The organism is Arthrobacter sp. KNU-44 (assembly GCF_051843155.1).
In the GTDB taxonomy this organism is placed as follows: Bacteria; Actinomycetota; Actinomycetes; order Actinomycetales; family Micrococcaceae; genus Arthrobacter.
Genome location: NZ_JBPXNG010000002.1, coordinates 1,839,671 through 1,853,474, shown reverse-complemented (window position 1 = coordinate 1,853,474; position 13,804 = coordinate 1,839,671). Strand labels below are relative to the sequence as shown.

16 protein-coding genes are annotated in these 13,804 nt (G+C 63.1%); 15 read left to right on the top strand and 1 reads right to left on the bottom strand.

Features of this window, described 5'->3' with window-relative positions:
- Positions 1-18: 18 nt before the first annotated feature.
- The 11 genes from ACSVHC_RS09540 (at position 19) to ACSVHC_RS09490 (ending at position 8,062) form a co-directional block, all read left to right on the top strand.
- Positions 19-594 (top strand): flavin reductase family protein, encoded by a 576-nt coding sequence (locus tag ACSVHC_RS09540; RefSeq protein WP_439180894.1) that lies wholly within the window; start codon positions 19-21, stop codon positions 592-594.
- A 9-nt stretch (positions 595-603) separates the two neighbouring features.
- A complete protein-coding gene (locus ACSVHC_RS09535; RefSeq protein WP_437772188.1) occupies positions 604-1,668 on the top strand; it encodes a maleylacetate reductase in 1,065 nt (354 codons plus the stop codon).
- A 9-nt stretch (positions 1,669-1,677) separates the two neighbouring features.
- Entirely contained in the window at positions 1,678-2,595 is a 918-nt protein-coding gene (locus ACSVHC_RS09530; protein WP_437772189.1) for a dioxygenase family protein, read from the top strand.
- Positions 2,596-2,623: 28 nt separating this feature from the next.
- On the top strand, positions 2,624-3,664 hold the full coding sequence (locus ACSVHC_RS09525) for an alpha/beta fold hydrolase (protein ID WP_437772190.1): 1,041 nt from the start codon (positions 2,624-2,626) through the stop codon (positions 3,662-3,664).
- A gap of 212 nt (positions 3,665-3,876) precedes the next feature.
- On the top strand, positions 3,877-4,320 hold the full coding sequence (locus ACSVHC_RS09520; RefSeq protein ID WP_439180892.1) for a nuclear transport factor 2 family protein: 444 nt from the start codon (positions 3,877-3,879) through the stop codon (positions 4,318-4,320).
- 895 nt (positions 4,321-5,215) lie between these two features.
- A complete protein-coding gene (locus ACSVHC_RS09515; protein ID WP_437772192.1) occupies positions 5,216-5,689 on the top strand; it encodes an Asp23/Gls24 family envelope stress response protein in 474 nt (157 codons plus the stop codon).
- Positions 5,686-5,877, top strand: a complete 192-nt coding sequence (locus tag ACSVHC_RS09510) for a DUF2273 domain-containing protein (protein ID WP_059388473.1) — start codon at positions 5,686-5,688, stop codon at positions 5,875-5,877. The genes ACSVHC_RS09515 and ACSVHC_RS09510 overlap by 4 nt, the downstream gene beginning before the upstream one ends.
- Complete coding sequence (locus ACSVHC_RS09505; RefSeq protein WP_437772193.1) at positions 5,874-6,257, top strand: hypothetical protein; 384 nt, start codon at positions 5,874-5,876, stop codon at positions 6,255-6,257. Before ACSVHC_RS09510 ends, ACSVHC_RS09505 begins: the two co-directional genes overlap by 4 nt.
- The gene (locus ACSVHC_RS09500) at positions 6,254-6,949 is read left to right on the top strand and encodes a hypothetical protein (protein WP_437772194.1); all 696 of its coding nucleotides are present in this window, start codon (positions 6,254-6,256) and stop codon (positions 6,947-6,949) included. Before ACSVHC_RS09505 ends, ACSVHC_RS09500 begins: the two co-directional genes overlap by 4 nt.
- Positions 6,946-7,557, top strand: a complete 612-nt coding sequence (locus ACSVHC_RS09495; RefSeq protein ID WP_437772195.1) for a hypothetical protein — start codon at positions 6,946-6,948, stop codon at positions 7,555-7,557. Before ACSVHC_RS09500 ends, ACSVHC_RS09495 begins: the two co-directional genes overlap by 4 nt.
- A gap of 199 nt (positions 7,558-7,756) precedes the next feature.
- Positions 7,757-8,062: a hypothetical protein gene (locus tag ACSVHC_RS09490; RefSeq protein WP_437772196.1), complete on the top strand. Its 306-nt coding sequence runs from the start codon at positions 7,757-7,759 to the stop codon at positions 8,060-8,062.
- A gap of 118 nt (positions 8,063-8,180) precedes the next feature.
- Here the strand turns inward: ACSVHC_RS09490 and ACSVHC_RS09485 are convergent, their stop codons facing one another.
- Positions 8,181-10,103 carry a glycoside hydrolase family 13 protein gene (locus ACSVHC_RS09485; protein ID WP_439180891.1) on the bottom strand — a complete coding sequence of 641 codons (1,923 nt, stop codon included), beginning with the start codon at positions 10,101-10,103 and terminating at the stop codon, positions 8,181-8,183.
- Between the two features lie 86 nt (positions 10,104-10,189).
- Between ACSVHC_RS09485 and ACSVHC_RS09480 the strand changes: the two genes are divergently transcribed.
- The 4 genes from ACSVHC_RS09480 to ACSVHC_RS09465 all read left to right on the top strand — a co-directional run bounded on the left by ACSVHC_RS09480 (position 10,190) and on the right by ACSVHC_RS09465 (position 13,718).
- Positions 10,190-11,470, top strand: coding sequence for an ABC transporter substrate-binding protein (locus tag ACSVHC_RS09480; RefSeq protein ID WP_437772198.1), 1,281 nt, complete (start codon positions 10,190-10,192; stop codon positions 11,468-11,470).
- Positions 11,471-11,557: 87 nt separating this feature from the next.
- On the top strand, positions 11,558-12,577 hold the full coding sequence (locus ACSVHC_RS09475; protein WP_345449584.1) for a carbohydrate ABC transporter permease: 1,020 nt from the start codon (positions 11,558-11,560) through the stop codon (positions 12,575-12,577).
- Entirely contained in the window at positions 12,574-13,449 is an 876-nt protein-coding gene (locus ACSVHC_RS09470; RefSeq protein WP_345449583.1) for a carbohydrate ABC transporter permease, read from the top strand. The genes ACSVHC_RS09475 and ACSVHC_RS09470 overlap by 4 nt, the downstream gene beginning before the upstream one ends.
- Complete coding sequence (locus tag ACSVHC_RS09465; RefSeq protein ID WP_437772199.1) at positions 13,446-13,718, top strand: hypothetical protein; 273 nt, start codon at positions 13,446-13,448, stop codon at positions 13,716-13,718. Before ACSVHC_RS09470 ends, ACSVHC_RS09465 begins: the two co-directional genes overlap by 4 nt.
- Positions 13,719-13,804: the final 86 nt, after the last annotated feature.

Below are 13,804 nucleotides of genomic sequence, written 5' to 3'. Positions count from 1 at the left end.
GACTTTCCAGGAGCCACCATGACATCTCAATCCGCACACCAAGTCCGGCCCACAGCCGGTCCCGCCTCGGCGTTTCCCGAAACGGTCAGCGCCGAGGACTTCAAGGCCGCCTTCCGCAACCATCCGGCCGGCGTGTCCATCATCACCACCCAGGGCGTCAACGGGCCCGTAGGGCTCACCGCGAGCTCGGTGTTCTCCTTTTCGGCGAACCCCCCGTTGCTGGTTTTTTCGCTCTCCACACATTCCTCGTCCACACCAGCCATCCGCGATGCGGAGACCATCGTCGTCCACCTCATGGGAGCCGGCCAGCTCGAACTGGCCAAGACGTTTGCCACCAGCGGCATCGACCGTTTCGCCGACACATCGACCTGGTCCCGACTCGTCACAGGAGAACCGGTACTCCACAGCGCCAACGCCTGGCTGCGCGGCAGGATCGTCAACCGGATGGAGGCCGGGGACTCCACCGTCGTGGCCGTCCAGGTGCTTCAGGTCAGCGTTGCGGACCAGATCGAACACGATGCGGAAAGCACCCACCCGCTCGTCTACCACAATCGCGCCTGGCATTCGTTGAGTGAAGCCTCGGTCGTTGGGTAGGAAGCGGAAATGAGTTTGACGTTTGAGCACACCACCATCGGGCAGCGTGTGCTGTTCGGGACCGGGCAGGCCGAGGAATATCTGGCCTCCGAGATCGCGCGGCTGGGGGCGCGAAGGGTCATGGTCATTGCATCTCCATCCCAGTCTGCGGTTGCGGAAGACCTCACGAAGGACGTCGACGTTGCCTTGAACTACGCCGACGTGGCCCCGCATGTCCCGCTTGAGAAGGCGCAGAAGGGTCGCTCCGCTGCAGCCGACCTCGGGATCGACCTGTTGGTCTGCGTCGGCGGCGGATCCACCATCGGCCTGGCCAAGGCCATCGCGTTGACCTCCGGCCTGCCCATCGTCGCGGTACCAACCACCTATGCGGGTTCCGAAGCGACCAACGTTTGGGGTCTGACCGAGGGCTCACGGAAGACCACCGGCGTGGACGACAAGGTTTTACCGGTCACCGTTATTTACGACGCGCGCCTCACGCTGGCATTGCCCGTGGAGTTGTCGGTGGCGTCAGGCCTGAACGCACTCGCGCACTGCGTGGACTCGATGTGGGCTCCCCGGACCGATCCTATCAACCAGACGCTGGCCGCGGAGGGCATCCGGGCCCTGAATCGCGGGCTGCGCACGATCAAGCGAGATCTCCACGACCGCGACGGGCGGGAGGAGACGCTGTATGGCGCGTACCTCTCCGCCGTGGCCTTCGCCTCGGCGGGATCGGGGATACACCACAAGATCTGCCACGTCCTGGGCGGGGCATACAACATGCCCCACGCCCAGACCCACGCCGCCGTGCTTCCCTACGTGCTCGCCTTCAACGCACCCTTCGCACCGGAGGCCGGGTGGCGGATCGCAGCGGCGTTCAGCTCTGACACCGCCGTTGACGGGCTCAACGCCCTGCGCACGGCTCTCGATGCGCCCACGGCGCTGAAAGATCACGGCTTGGCCGAGGAGAACATCCCCGAAGCCGCACAACTCATCCTGCCCTTCATACCCGCTTCGAATCCGCGGGCCGTCACGGTCGAGAACCTCGAAGCGCTCCTGACCGCTGCCTGGTCCGGCACCACACCGGGACTCTAAGGAACCGCTATGACTGCACCCTCATCAACTCAACCGATCTCTTCCGAGCAGTCCGCCGTTGAGCTGCAACTCGTGGACACCGTCGTTGCTTCTTTCGAAAAGACTGAAGATCCTCGCCTTAAAGAGCTCATGCAGTCCCTGACCCGGCACCTGCATAACTTCGTCCGCGAAGTCCGCCTCACCGAAGACGAGTGGAACACCGGGATCGAATTCCTTACCGCCTCCGGCCACATCACCGATGACAAACGCCAGGAATTCATCCTGCTCTCGGACGTGCTGGGCCTGTCCATGCAGACCATCGCGATCAACAACACCACGTACACCGGCGTCGCCGCCGCCACCGAGGCCACAGTCTTCGGGCCCTTCTTTGTGGAGGACGCACCCGAAACCCCCCTGGGTGGCGACATAGCCGGTGGTGCGGCAGGCCAGCCCTGCTGGGTCGAGGGAACCGTCACCGACACCGACGGTAATCCGGTTCCACGGGCGCGCATCGAAGTTTGGGAAGCGGACGACGACGGCTTCTACGACGTCCAGTACTCCGACGGAAGGGTCGCCGGACGGGCCCACCTGTTCGCCGATGAGGACGGCAAATACGCGTTTTGGGGACTCACCCCCACCCCCTACCCAATCCCGCACGACGGGCCGGTAGGGAAAATGCTTGAGGCCGCCGGCAGGTCCCCCGTCCGTGCCTCCCATCTGCACTTCATGGTCACCGCCCCCGGCCTGCGGACACTTGTTACCCACATCTTCGTTGACGGCGACCCGCAGATTGAGATTGGCGACTCCGTGTTCGGCGTCAAGGAATCCCTCATCAAGAAGTTCGAACAGCAGACGCCCGGCAGCCCCACCCCCGACGGCCGCGACCTCGGCAATCAGTCCTGGGCCCGTACCCGCTTCGACATCGTCCTTGCCCCCCAAGACGCATAGAAGCAACCCGACCGAAGGAAGTTTCTCCATGGGACCTACACCTGCTCCCCATAATGCCGCCAACCCGCTCATCACCTCAAGACGGGGTCAGATGTGGATTGCCGGCGAAAAGACCTCCAGCGCATACGGCACGGTCCAACGCGCCCCGCTCTTTGCATCGTGGGAGGCACCCGAGAGGGTAATCCATCCCTACCCGCTGATCCTCATCCACGGAGGGGGTGGGCAGGGAACGGACTGGACCGGCACGCCCGATGGACGGCCAGGCTGGGCGACCAGGTTTGTCGAGGCCGGTTTCGTTGTGTACGTGGTTGACCGCCCAGGCCACGGCCGATCTCCGTATCACCCCGCCGTGGTCGGCGAGATGGGCGCACCGTTCCCTTACGAAGGAGCCAAGTCGCTCTTCTATCCCGACGACGCAGCCACCGAACAAACCCAATGGTCATGCGCCCGTACCAGTGATTCGGACGAAATCGACCAGCTGGTCGCCGCGATGGGCCCCCTGCCCGAGGACCTCGCCGAGTCCCAGAGAATGGATGCCGAGCGTCTGGGCCGCCTCCTGGACCTGACAGGCCCCGCCGTCCTGGTCACGCATTCCGCCGGCGCACCCGCGGGCTGGCTTACCGCCAACGAACGCCCGGACCTCGTCAAGGCGATCGTCGCTGTGGAACCGATAGGGCCGGCCTTCGCCGAGTTCCCTGGAATCGGCCGCCTGGACTGGGGACTGACGGCCGCCCCCATAACCTACGAACCCCGGCGCGCAAGCGCCGACGAAGCCGCAAAGGCGCCGGCCCGGACCCTACGCATCCCAGCCCTGGAAGAGACGCCCATTGCAGTCCTCACAGGCGGAGCATCCGTCTTCGCGACCTTTGCCCCGCAAGTCGTCGACTTCCTCAAGACCGCAGGCGCCGCCGTCGAATGGATCCACCTGCCCGAACACGGGATCGAAGGAAACGGACACGGACTAATCTTCGAAGCGAACTCCGACGAAATCGCCAGGATCGTTGGAGACTGGATAGTCACCAGGATCGCAGAGTCAACACTGACGCGAGAGACATCACTCAAGGCGTAGCCCAAGCCAGCGCCGCAGTACAAGGCCGGAGGCCCAGTCGAACGCCTCTCACGTGCGCCTCAGCAGTCAAACGACAATCTAGTTGCTATCGCGACTATGGCTTTTGACCTCACAGACTTTCAGGCAGCAGGCCCTCACCTCAAAGTTGAACGGCATAGCTCCACACGACCGACAGATATACACCAGCGGGAACCGCCAAGGAGCATTACAGATTGAGTACCACGTTAGACACGGGCCACGCCGTCATCCACGAGCTTGAAAATAAGCGCTATAAAGCTGTCCTCGACCAAGATTACGACCAATTCGAAGGTCTCTGTCACGCAAAACTGACATACGGGCACACAGGCGGAAACCGGGACTCACTGGCCACCTATTTAGGAAAACTCCGAGGTGGCACCCTTCGCTACCACCGCATCGAGCATGCCATAGCGGACATCGTGCGGGTAGGAGATGTGTCTCTCGTGACAGGCCAGATGAGCGCTGAGATCACTGTCAGCGGCTCACGTAGGACGCTGAAGAACAGCTACCTCGCCGTATGGGTTACAGACGCGGAAGCCTGGAAGTTCCTGGCCTACCAACCGACACCTCTCACCGCCGCTGCCGCGGCAAGTCCGAGGCCGGCGCAGGTGCGTCAAGAAATGGACACCAAGTCATAAGCAGGCTTTCGTGCACGACGGCGCACGGCGGAAGAGGAACCAGAATCAACCCCCTCTGCGCGTAGGGAAAACCAGCCCAGAGTGGATGTTCCGTCAACCTGCATTGTTCTTGCCGGCGCTTCATACGAGTCGCCTACGGTTCCCTGATGGTCCCCAGTGTCGGAACCCCGGCCAAGAGCGGTCGGCCGGAGTTCCGTGTCCAAAGGACACCACGCCGTTGTAATTCGCTCGGGATGTCACCCGCAACGCAAGCAGGCGAACGAAACAAGGGGGCACCAAGAGTGCGTGGCCGCCGGGCCTCCTGTCCCTTTGGGATTGCCCCTTTGAAAACGGCCGCGCCTGCAGTGGCACTGCAGTATTTGAATGCTGCCTTAGCCAAGAGTGCGCTTCTTGATGCTCCTATCCCCTCCCGGTCCTCATAGACGTGGCGGGTCGCGGAATCAGTCTTGATGATCCAAAGGAACCGGGAATCATCAGATTTTTCGTCTATGCCCCCTGAAAACCTCCCGAGGAGCGGGTGGGCGACGTGGAGCTTGTCCCCGCGCTGAAATTCGTGCCAGTCCTGCGACCCCGCGCGGCTCTCTGACTCCACGGAGTTTAAAACATGAGGCATTGGGTTTACTCCTCCTTGTTCCGGTGGCAGTGCTCGTTAGCGGCGGCGGTGGGGCGGGATGGATGATGGTTTCCATCGCGCCTGCTCCGCGTCGCTGTCTGGCAGTGGGCGCTTTTCTTCATTTAACCTGCAGTTGAAAAGCCCGGGTTTTTCGGTTTGTGCCCAAAAGTCGAACATTTCCGTGCACGCGCATCATTTTTCTGCCTGCGACGGATTCTGCTCTTGTCTCCGCCTTGTCTTGGCCAAGCGCTAGGGTGGTACTCAAGAGAAGGGGAGGGCTAAATGGACCAGCAGGAAAGCTACTTCGCGCCTGAACCGGAAGCCGTTGGGGCTCCGGTATCCGAGGACCGGCAAGCGGTGGCAGGAAGAGGCCGTACAGTGATCTCGGATTCCGCTGTCGCTAAGGTTGCCGGCATTGCCGCCAGGGCTGTTCCGGGCGTCTATTCCCTCGGCTCGGCTCCGTCGCGCGCCCTCGGAGCCATTCGCGATGCCGTCGGCAGCCAGGACCATGCTGCGGGTGTCCGCGCCGAGGTCGGAGAAACCCAAGTGGCCGTGGACCTCAATCTGGTGGCCGTCTACGGATACCCTTTGCATGATGTCGCCAACCAGGTCCGCGCGGCCGTCTATCGCGCCGTCGAATCGTTGGTGGGCCTTGAAGTCATTGAGGTCAACGTCGAGATCAACGACGTGTACGTTGCCCCTCCAGCCAAAGCCGGAACAAGAGGCGCATTATCGGAAAGGGAGCCACTCCAGTGAACTTGACCGTTGTCGGAATCGGGATCGGCGCCTTCGTGGCGTTCATGGCCTTCCAATTCGGATTGTGGGGTTTCATCATCGCCCTTCTCTTCATGGGAATCGGTGCACTTCTGGGCCGCGCCGCGGACGGAAAGCTTGACCTGCGCAGCGTGCTGGATGCCCTCACCGGCCGCCGCTCGTCGTCATGAGTTCCACGGCTGAGGCTGTGCAGCCCGCCGTCTCCCTGGCTGGCCACAACCGAATCAGCACCCAGGCCCTCACCACTTTGGCCCAGGCGGCCGCCGCGGAAGCGCTCGGTGTCTCGGCGCAGGATGTTCGCGCCGAATGGTCGGACGACGACGGCCTCCTGGCACTCTCGATTGCCGCCCCGATCCGTGTGCCCTCGCTGACCGAAGTCCTCAGGGACCCCCGGCGGGTAGAAGGATACGGTGGAACGGTCTGGGACCGGGCCGTCGCTGCCAAGACGGCCATCCTTGAGCGCGTCACCCAACTGAGCGGTTCCACCCTGAGCCGCGTGGATATCCGGATCAGCGGCGCACGCGTCAGCGAAGGAGCCCGCGTCCAATGAGCCACGCCCAGACCCCGCACGCCCGGCGCAGCCACCCGGACACAGCGCACGCGCAGACCGCCGACGGCGACACCCCCAGCGTCCAGACACAGGGGACCCCTGACGTCGGCGACCGGATCGACGTCGGACTCCAGCGCATCCTCAAGCGCGAGACCCGTTCCTCTCGTGCGGGAATTGCCGGGCTGGCCGCGGCCCTTGTGATCGCGGCGTGTGTCTACGCCCTCCTCGAATCCGCCTTGCGCGCCATTGGCCAACCACCGTGGCTCATCGAGCCGCAAACGGCTGCCGAACGGCTCACGGCGCTTCCTGCAGGTATTTCGCCCTTGCTGCTCGGTTCCCTCGGCGGGGTCGTGACAATGGTGGGCCTGATTTTCTTCTTGAACGCGGTCCTGCCCGGCCGAAAGTCCCGCCACTTGCTTGAGGACTCCCGGGCCGGAGTAGTGGTGGACGACGAGGTCATCGCTTCGGCACTGGCCAGGGTAGCCCGGACCGCAGCGAACGTCACCCAGGAGCAAGTCATGGTGGTGGTTTCGCAGCGGCTGGTTGTGGTCAACGTCCGGCCCACCTCGGGCGTGCCCTTGCACGAGGAACGGATCCTTGCCGCCGTCGAGGATGAACTTCGAAAAATGGCCCCTTCGCCCATGCCTTCAGTCCGTGTTAATGTCGCTACGTCCGGGGTGATCGGTGCATGAACGGCACTCCGCACGTCCTCAATCGCATCCTGATCGGCATCCTTGGCCTGAAGCTGCTGGCCATCGGCATTCTCCTGATGCTGCTCGCCACTGTTCCCGCGGTGGGAAGTTGGTGGCAAGGCTGGTCCACCGGGCTCTGGGAACACGCCAAGTACCTCTCAGAGCAGACCCGCATTCCCGGCCGGGAGGAAAGCTGGCTCTGGGTTGCCGCAGCAGCGGTGCTTGTGGTGCTGATCGTGCTCATGGTGGCCTGGGTGTCGCAGCAGGGCAAAGGCCGCGCCAACCTCATCGTGTCGGAGTACGACGACGCCCGGACGCCTGGCGACGTCAACCTCGGCGGGAACCTTGCCGAGCAGGCTCTCAAGGCGGCCCTCGCAGAACGTACGGATCTCGCGGGTGTGACGGTGGCAACCTACGAGGTCAACGGTCGTCCCGGGCTCCGGGTCAGGGTCCAGCCTCGTCAGGGCGTTTCCCCGCACCTGCTGGCCGCGGACGTCTCCCGGCTGGTGGAGGCGTTGGACGTGGTGGTGGGACGCAGGACTCCAGTTTTGATTCATATCGGGGCAGGCGCGCGGACCCGGTTCAGCAAGGCCGAGCGCGTTCGTTGAACTGATAGCAACCCGTGTTAATCGGATAGCCACGTTACCTCCCAGGCATTTTGCGTTGCAGAGGCGTCCGTGTGGGCCATAGTTTGAAGGGTAGGGGGGAACTCTTCCCTTTGGTTGGGCTTGCCCGGCCGACACCGGACCTAGGGTCCGAGTCAAGCCGATGGACCAAAAAACTTGGGCCAGGAACAAGGAGAAAACCATGAGCGAAGAAGTCAACAACATCAAGCAAACCGCCGAAGCCGCGGCTGAACAGGCCAAGAACGTCGCAGGCGATGCCGCGGAACACGTCAAGGAATTCGCCGGCGAAGCGGTCGGGAACGCGAAGGAATTGGCCGGCGATGCCGCTGAGCACGTCAAGGAGTTCCTCTCGGGTGACGTGGCTGAGAAAGCCAAGGACCTCGCGGGCGATGTTGCCGGGAACGCCAAGGAAATCGCGGGCGACGTGGCCGAGAACGCCAAGGGCCTCGGCTCCAAGATCGTCGGTTTCTTCAAGGGCGGTAAGTAGGCTCCTCGCCATTACGGCGCCTTCTTGACCCTCTTTGGCTACAGAACGGGGCCGACACGCAGCAAGTAGTGCGTGTCGGCCCCGTTTTCGCGCCAAAGAAGGTCGGGGAGGGAAGGCCCTACTCCGCCACGAGGTACGCCCCGCTGTTCGGGACAATCGAAGCCCCGCCCGAGCCGCCGTCGCTGGAGAGTTCCACCCGGAACCCGGCCGGCACGGGGAGGTCGGTAGTGCCCATATTGACCACTACCAGAACGTCCCGGTTGTGGAAGGCCAGGACGCCGTTAGCGGGATCGTGCTCTTCAGCCCACTGGAACGTGCCTGAGCCCAGGCGGTGCGAGCGGCGGAATGCCAGGACGGAACGGTACAGCTCCAGGGTGGAGCCCCCGACGCCGGCCTGGACGTCCGCCGCCAGCTCGCCGAACGCTTCGGGCTGGGGCAGCCAGGGCGCTGCGGGTGCTATGCGAGCCGCACCGGCGCCGCCCGGACCAGCCGACGGCTCCGAGAACCCGAAGCCGGGCTCGTCGGATTTCCAGGGCAGCGGCACGCGGCACCCGTCGCGGCCGCGCTCCACGCCCTTGGTGCGGAAGAATGATGGGTCCTGACGCGCCTCGGCCGGCAGGGACGTGTGCTCCGGCAGGCCGAGTTCCTCGCCCTGGTAAAGATAGGCCGAGCCGGGCAGGGCGAAGGACACCATGGAGGCGGCCCTTGCCCGCGCCAGGCCTAGAACGGCGTCGGGCTGTTCGTCTTCTGCTGCGATTCCCTTGGGGAAGGTGGTGGGATCTGCCAGCCCGAAGCGGCTGGGGTGCCGGACAGTGTCGTGGTTGCTCAGGACCCAGGTGGAGGGCGCCTCGACGGATCCCGCCGCGTCCAGCGAAGATTCGATTGCCTCCGCCATGCGCTCCGCGTCCCAGCCTGCCAGGAGGAAATCAAAGTTGAAGGCCTGTTGCATTTCATCCTTGCGGACGTACCGGGCCAGCCGCTCCGCAGGCTCCACCCACGCCTCGGCAACCAGCATGCGGTCGCCGTCGTATTCGGCGAGGACCCTGTTCCATTCGCGGTAGATCTCATGGACGCCGTCCTGGTCGAAGAAAGGCGACGGCGGGTCCAGGGGCGGTTTGACCTTGTGCTCGACGGCGGTCGCGACGGCGGTCGCGGCGGTGGCCGGGTTCTCGGCCGCCGGGTTTTCGGCCGCGGGGACAATGTGAAGCCTGGCGGTGTGCGGTTCGACCGCTTCGCTGTGGGCGCCTGGCGCGGACAGACCACCTTCGACCATGGCGGCAGAGCCTTCCCAGTCCGGCAAACCGGCTTCTTTGACCAGGCCGTGGGCAACATCCACCCGGAAGCCGTCAACTCCGCGGTCCAGCCAGAAGCGCAGTACCGAGCGCATCTCTGCGTGGACTTCCGGGTTGTCCCAGTTGAGATCGGGCTGTTTCGTATCGAAAAGGTGCAGATACCACTCGCCGGGAGTGCCGTCGTCGTTCGTTAGCCGCGTCCACGCAGGGCCGCCGAAGATGGATTTCCAATTGTTCGGGGCCAAGGCCCCGTCCCCGGAGCCCGGTTTGGAGTCTTTGCCCGGGTGGAACATGTAGCGCTCGCGTTCAGGGGAGCCGGGGGCGGCGGAGAGGGCTTCGCGGAACCAGGCGTGCTCGTCCGAGGTGTGATTGGGCACGAGATCGACGATCACCTTGATGCCCAGGCTGTGTGCCTTCTCCAACATGGCGTCGAAGTCAGCCAAGGTGCCGAAGAGGGGATCGACCACCCGGTAGTCCGCCACGTCGTATCCGGCATCAGCCTGCGGCGACTTGTAGAACGGGGAAAGCCACACGGCATCCACGCCCAACGATTGGAGATAAGGCAGTTTCGCGGTGACCCCGGCAAGGTCGCCCATTCCGTCGCCATTGGCGTCGGCGAACGAGCGGGGATAAATCTGGTAGACGACGGCGCTTGCCCACCACGCGGAATTGCTGGAACCGGGGGTTGGGATCGGGGAGTGCGGCACTGGATTCCTCTCGATGACATATTTTTGTGTAAACGCTTGCATTACTACCGGGAAGCTTACTAATGTGAGGCTCACCACATCAACCGCACTGCGGAAATACCTGGTCCACTCACTGAGGAGTTCCCAGCATGAACACACGCAAGTACCTTTTGCCGGCCGCTGTTGCCGGCGTGCTAGCCATGTCCCTGTCCGCCTGTGGTGGCGGCGGTGGCGGCAGCACAGCCTCAAGCGGCGGAGATGCCGCAGCGAACCTCGACGGACGCGGTCCAATCACCTACGTCCAAGGCAAGGACAACAGCAACGTTGTCCGCCCGCTCGTCGATAAGTGGAATGCGGCGCACCCGGACCAGAAGGTCACTTTCAAGGAGCAATCCGACCAGGCGGACCAGCAGCACGATGACCTCGTGCAGCACTTCCAGTCAAAGGATGCCAACTACGACGTGGTTGACGTGGACGTCGTCTGGACGGCGGAGTTTGCCGCGAAGGGTTGGCTGCAACCGCTCTCGGACAAGATGAGCATCGATACCTCCAAGATGCTGCCGGCCACAGTCAAGACGGCAACGTACAACAACACCCTTTTCGCCGCACCGCAGACCTCGGACGGCGGCATTCTGTTCTACCGCAAGGACTTGGTGCCCACCCCGCCCAAGACCTGGGACGAGATGATGAGCATGTGCTCCATCGCGAAACAGAACGGCATCGACTGCTACGCGGGACAGTTCGCCAAGTACGAAGGCCTCACGGTGAACGCGGCTGAAGCCATCAACACGGCAGGCGGCACGATCGTTGGAGACGACGGCAAATCGAGCGTGAACTCCACGGCGGCCAAGGCCGGCCTTAACAACCTGGTCACGGCCTACAAGAACGGAAACATCCCCACGCAGGGCGTCACATACCAGGAAGAACAGGGCAGGCAGTCCTTCGAAGACGGCAAACTCCTCTTCCTACGCAACTGGCCTTACGTCTACAACCTCGCGAAGACGGACGGCTCATCCAAGGTGAAGGACACCTTCGGCATGGCTCCGCTCCCGGGTAAGAGCGGCCCTGGCGCTTCATCCCTCGGCGGACACAACCTTGCCGTCAGCGTCTACTCGCAGCACAAGGCCACGGCCAAGGACTTCCTGACCTTCATGACCAGCGAAGAAACCGAGAAGTTCTACGCAACACAGGGATCGCTGGCCCCGGTGCTGGGTTCCTTGTACGACGATCCGACGCTGGTCACGCAGCTGCCGTACCTTCCGGTGCTGAAGACCTCGATTTCGAATGCCGTGCCGCGCCCGGTCTCACCGTTCTACCCGGCCGTCACCAAGGCCATCCAGGACAACGCCTACGCTGCCATCAAGGGCGACAAGTCTGTCGATCAGGCATTGAAGGATATGGACACGGCCATCAACTCGGCCAGCCAATAGCGACACTTCCAGTGAACCTCGGGCGGCCGACGCATAAGGCGGACGGCCGCCCGGGGGGCACACTATCAATTTCCGGAAGGAGGGGAAATGTCCACCCTTGCGCAGCCTAAGCGGGCGCCAGAGACACCAAGCCCCAAAACCAAAAAAGTTCAAAAAGAAGTAGGACAGGACCGGGCAGCCACGTCCCAAGGCCGGTGGGCGTTCTGGTTGATTTCCCCCGCCTTGGTGCTGCTCGCCGTCGTGATCGTTTACCCGGTGGTCAACGCCATTATCATGGCGTTCCAGAAGGACCAGGGCCTCGACCCGGCGACCAAGCTATTCGTTCAGGGTGGACCCGCGGGCTTCGATAACTTTGTCCACTGGTTGGCCCAGCAATGTGGCCCCGCCGCCTGTGCTCCCGGCACTCTCGGTTCCCAATTCTGGAGCGCCGTTGGGACGACGTTCTTCTTCACTGTGGTCACGGTAGTCTTGGAGACTGTCCTCGGGTTCTGGATGGCCATCATCATGGCGAGGACGTTCCGCGGCCGCAGCGCCCTTCGCGCTGCTGTCCTGGTTCCGTGGGCCATTCCAACGGCCGTTACCGCGAAGCTGTGGTTCTTCATCTTCGCCTTCGACGGCATCGCCAACAAGCTCTTTGGCACGGCGATCCTGTGGACCGGAAGCGAATGGCCGGCACGCTGGGCGATCATCATTTCCGACGTCTGGAAGACGACGCCGTTCATGGCCCTGCTGATTTTGGCTGGACTCCAGATCATCCCTGCGGAAGTGTACGAAGCCGCGAAGGTCGACGGCGCCTCGGCATGGCAGCGTTTCACCCAGATCACCTTGCCCTTGGTGAAGCCTGCGCTCATGGTGGCTGTCCTGTTCCGCGTCCTGGACGCATTGCGCATGTACGACCTCCCGGCCATCATGACCCAGGGCTCGAACAACACCACAACGTTGTCCATCCTGGTGGTTGAACAGATCCGTCAGGGATTCAACTCAGCAGCGGCCTTGTCCACCATCACGTTCCTCATCATCTTCCTCGTCGCGTTCATCTTCGTTCGCTTCCTGGGAGCCAACGCGGTCGCCTCAGCCACACCCAAGACCAAGGGGCAGGAAAAATGACAGCCGTGAGCATTGACGCCGCGCCCAAGACAGCCGCCCGACGGCGGGAACGCTTGGCGAGCAGTCGCACGTACATCAGCGCAGCGCTCATCTTCATCTGGTGCCTGATTCCCTTCTACTGGATGATCGTGACCGCGTTCCGCGACGTTGGATATACCTTCGACTCGACTCCGTTCTTCACCCACGTCACCTGGGACAACTTCACGACGGTGTTCTCGGAGAACCTGGGCAACCACTTCGGCCGGAACCTCCTGAACTCGCTTTTGGTAGCAGGGGTAACCACTGTGGTCGCGCTGCTTTTCGGGGTATTCGCGGCGTACGCCTTGTCCAGGCTTGAATTCCGCTTCAAGTTCCTGGTCCTCGGCTTTGTCCTCGGAGCGTCGATGTTCCCGGGCGTGGCCTTGGTGACGCCGCTGTTCCAGCTGTTCACGAACATCGGCTGGTACGGCACATATCAGGCGCTGATCATTCCGAACATCTCGTTTGTGCTGCCTCTGACGGTTTACACCTTGACCTCCTTCTTCCGGGAAATGCCTTGGGAGCTGGAGGAGTCGGCTCGAATTGACGGCTGCACGCAGGGCCAGGCATTCCGCAAGGTGATCATGCCGCTTGCTGCGCCGGCTGTTTTTACCACCGCAATCCTGGCGTTCATCGCTTCGTGGAACGAGTTCCTCATCGCGAGCCAGCTGTCTAATGAGCAAACCAAGACCGTTACGGTGGCGATCGCCTACTTTGCCGGTGCCCAGGCCCACCAGGAGCCGTACACCGCCGTCATGGCGGCCGGAACGGTTGTGACGATTCCGCTGGTGATCCTTGTGCTGGTCTTCCAGCGCAAGATCGTGGCGGGCCTGACAGCGGGCGCTGTCAAATGACGCAGACTCCGGATTCGGCCGGCCCGTCCCTCGGCGGGCCGGCCAAGGAGCAGCACTCGCGAGTGAAATCGGCGGAAGATTTCGATCTCGTGATCGGTTTTCTCGGCTTTTGGGCCTTGGTCCTGTTGGTCATCACTGTGGCCGCCGAGCTCACGGCCCAGCCCGCATTGGGCTGGGCCCTGGGCCTGCTGGCGGTGTTACTGGCCCTGTGGGGGATGCTCCGGCTTCGCCGGCGGCTCCCAGCACGGACAACCAGGCGCATCAGGTGAGCAGCGAACCGAAATAAGTAGCGCGGAATCGGCGGAGGACAACCAGGCGGAATACGCTGGTTATCTGCCGTCTGGGAAGGAACCCC

Coding starts and splice junctions, on each gene's coding strand:
- ACSVHC_RS09470 (WP_345449583.1), top strand. CDS start 12,574: ATGACAGCCGTGAGCATTGACGCCGCGCCCAAGACAGCCGCCCGACGG.
- ACSVHC_RS09480 (WP_437772198.1), top strand. CDS start 10,190: ATGAACACACGCAAGTACCTTTTGCCGGCCGCTGTTGCCGGCGTGCTA.
- ACSVHC_RS09500 (WP_437772194.1), top strand. CDS start 6,254: ATGAGCCACGCCCAGACCCCGCACGCCCGGCGCAGCCACCCGGACACA.
- ACSVHC_RS09465 (WP_437772199.1), top strand. CDS start 13,446: ATGACGCAGACTCCGGATTCGGCCGGCCCGTCCCTCGGCGGGCCGGCC.
- ACSVHC_RS09540 (WP_439180894.1), top strand. CDS start 19: ATGACATCTCAATCCGCACACCAAGTCCGGCCCACAGCCGGTCCCGCC.
- ACSVHC_RS09475 (WP_345449584.1), top strand. CDS start 11,558: ATGTCCACCCTTGCGCAGCCTAAGCGGGCGCCAGAGACACCAAGCCCC.
- ACSVHC_RS09525 (WP_437772190.1), top strand. CDS start 2,624: ATGGGACCTACACCTGCTCCCCATAATGCCGCCAACCCGCTCATCACC.
- ACSVHC_RS09505 (WP_437772193.1), top strand. CDS start 5,874: ATGAGTTCCACGGCTGAGGCTGTGCAGCCCGCCGTCTCCCTGGCTGGC.
- ACSVHC_RS09495 (WP_437772195.1), top strand. CDS start 6,946: ATGAACGGCACTCCGCACGTCCTCAATCGCATCCTGATCGGCATCCTT.
- ACSVHC_RS09485 (WP_439180891.1), bottom strand. CDS start 10,103: ATGCAAGCGTTTACACAAAAATATGTCATCGAGAGGAATCCAGTGCCG.
- ACSVHC_RS09490 (WP_437772196.1), top strand. CDS start 7,757: ATGAGCGAAGAAGTCAACAACATCAAGCAAACCGCCGAAGCCGCGGCT.
- ACSVHC_RS09535 (WP_437772188.1), top strand. CDS start 604: ATGAGTTTGACGTTTGAGCACACCACCATCGGGCAGCGTGTGCTGTTC.
- ACSVHC_RS09530 (WP_437772189.1), top strand. CDS start 1,678: ATGACTGCACCCTCATCAACTCAACCGATCTCTTCCGAGCAGTCCGCC.
- ACSVHC_RS09515 (WP_437772192.1), top strand. CDS start 5,216: ATGGACCAGCAGGAAAGCTACTTCGCGCCTGAACCGGAAGCCGTTGGG.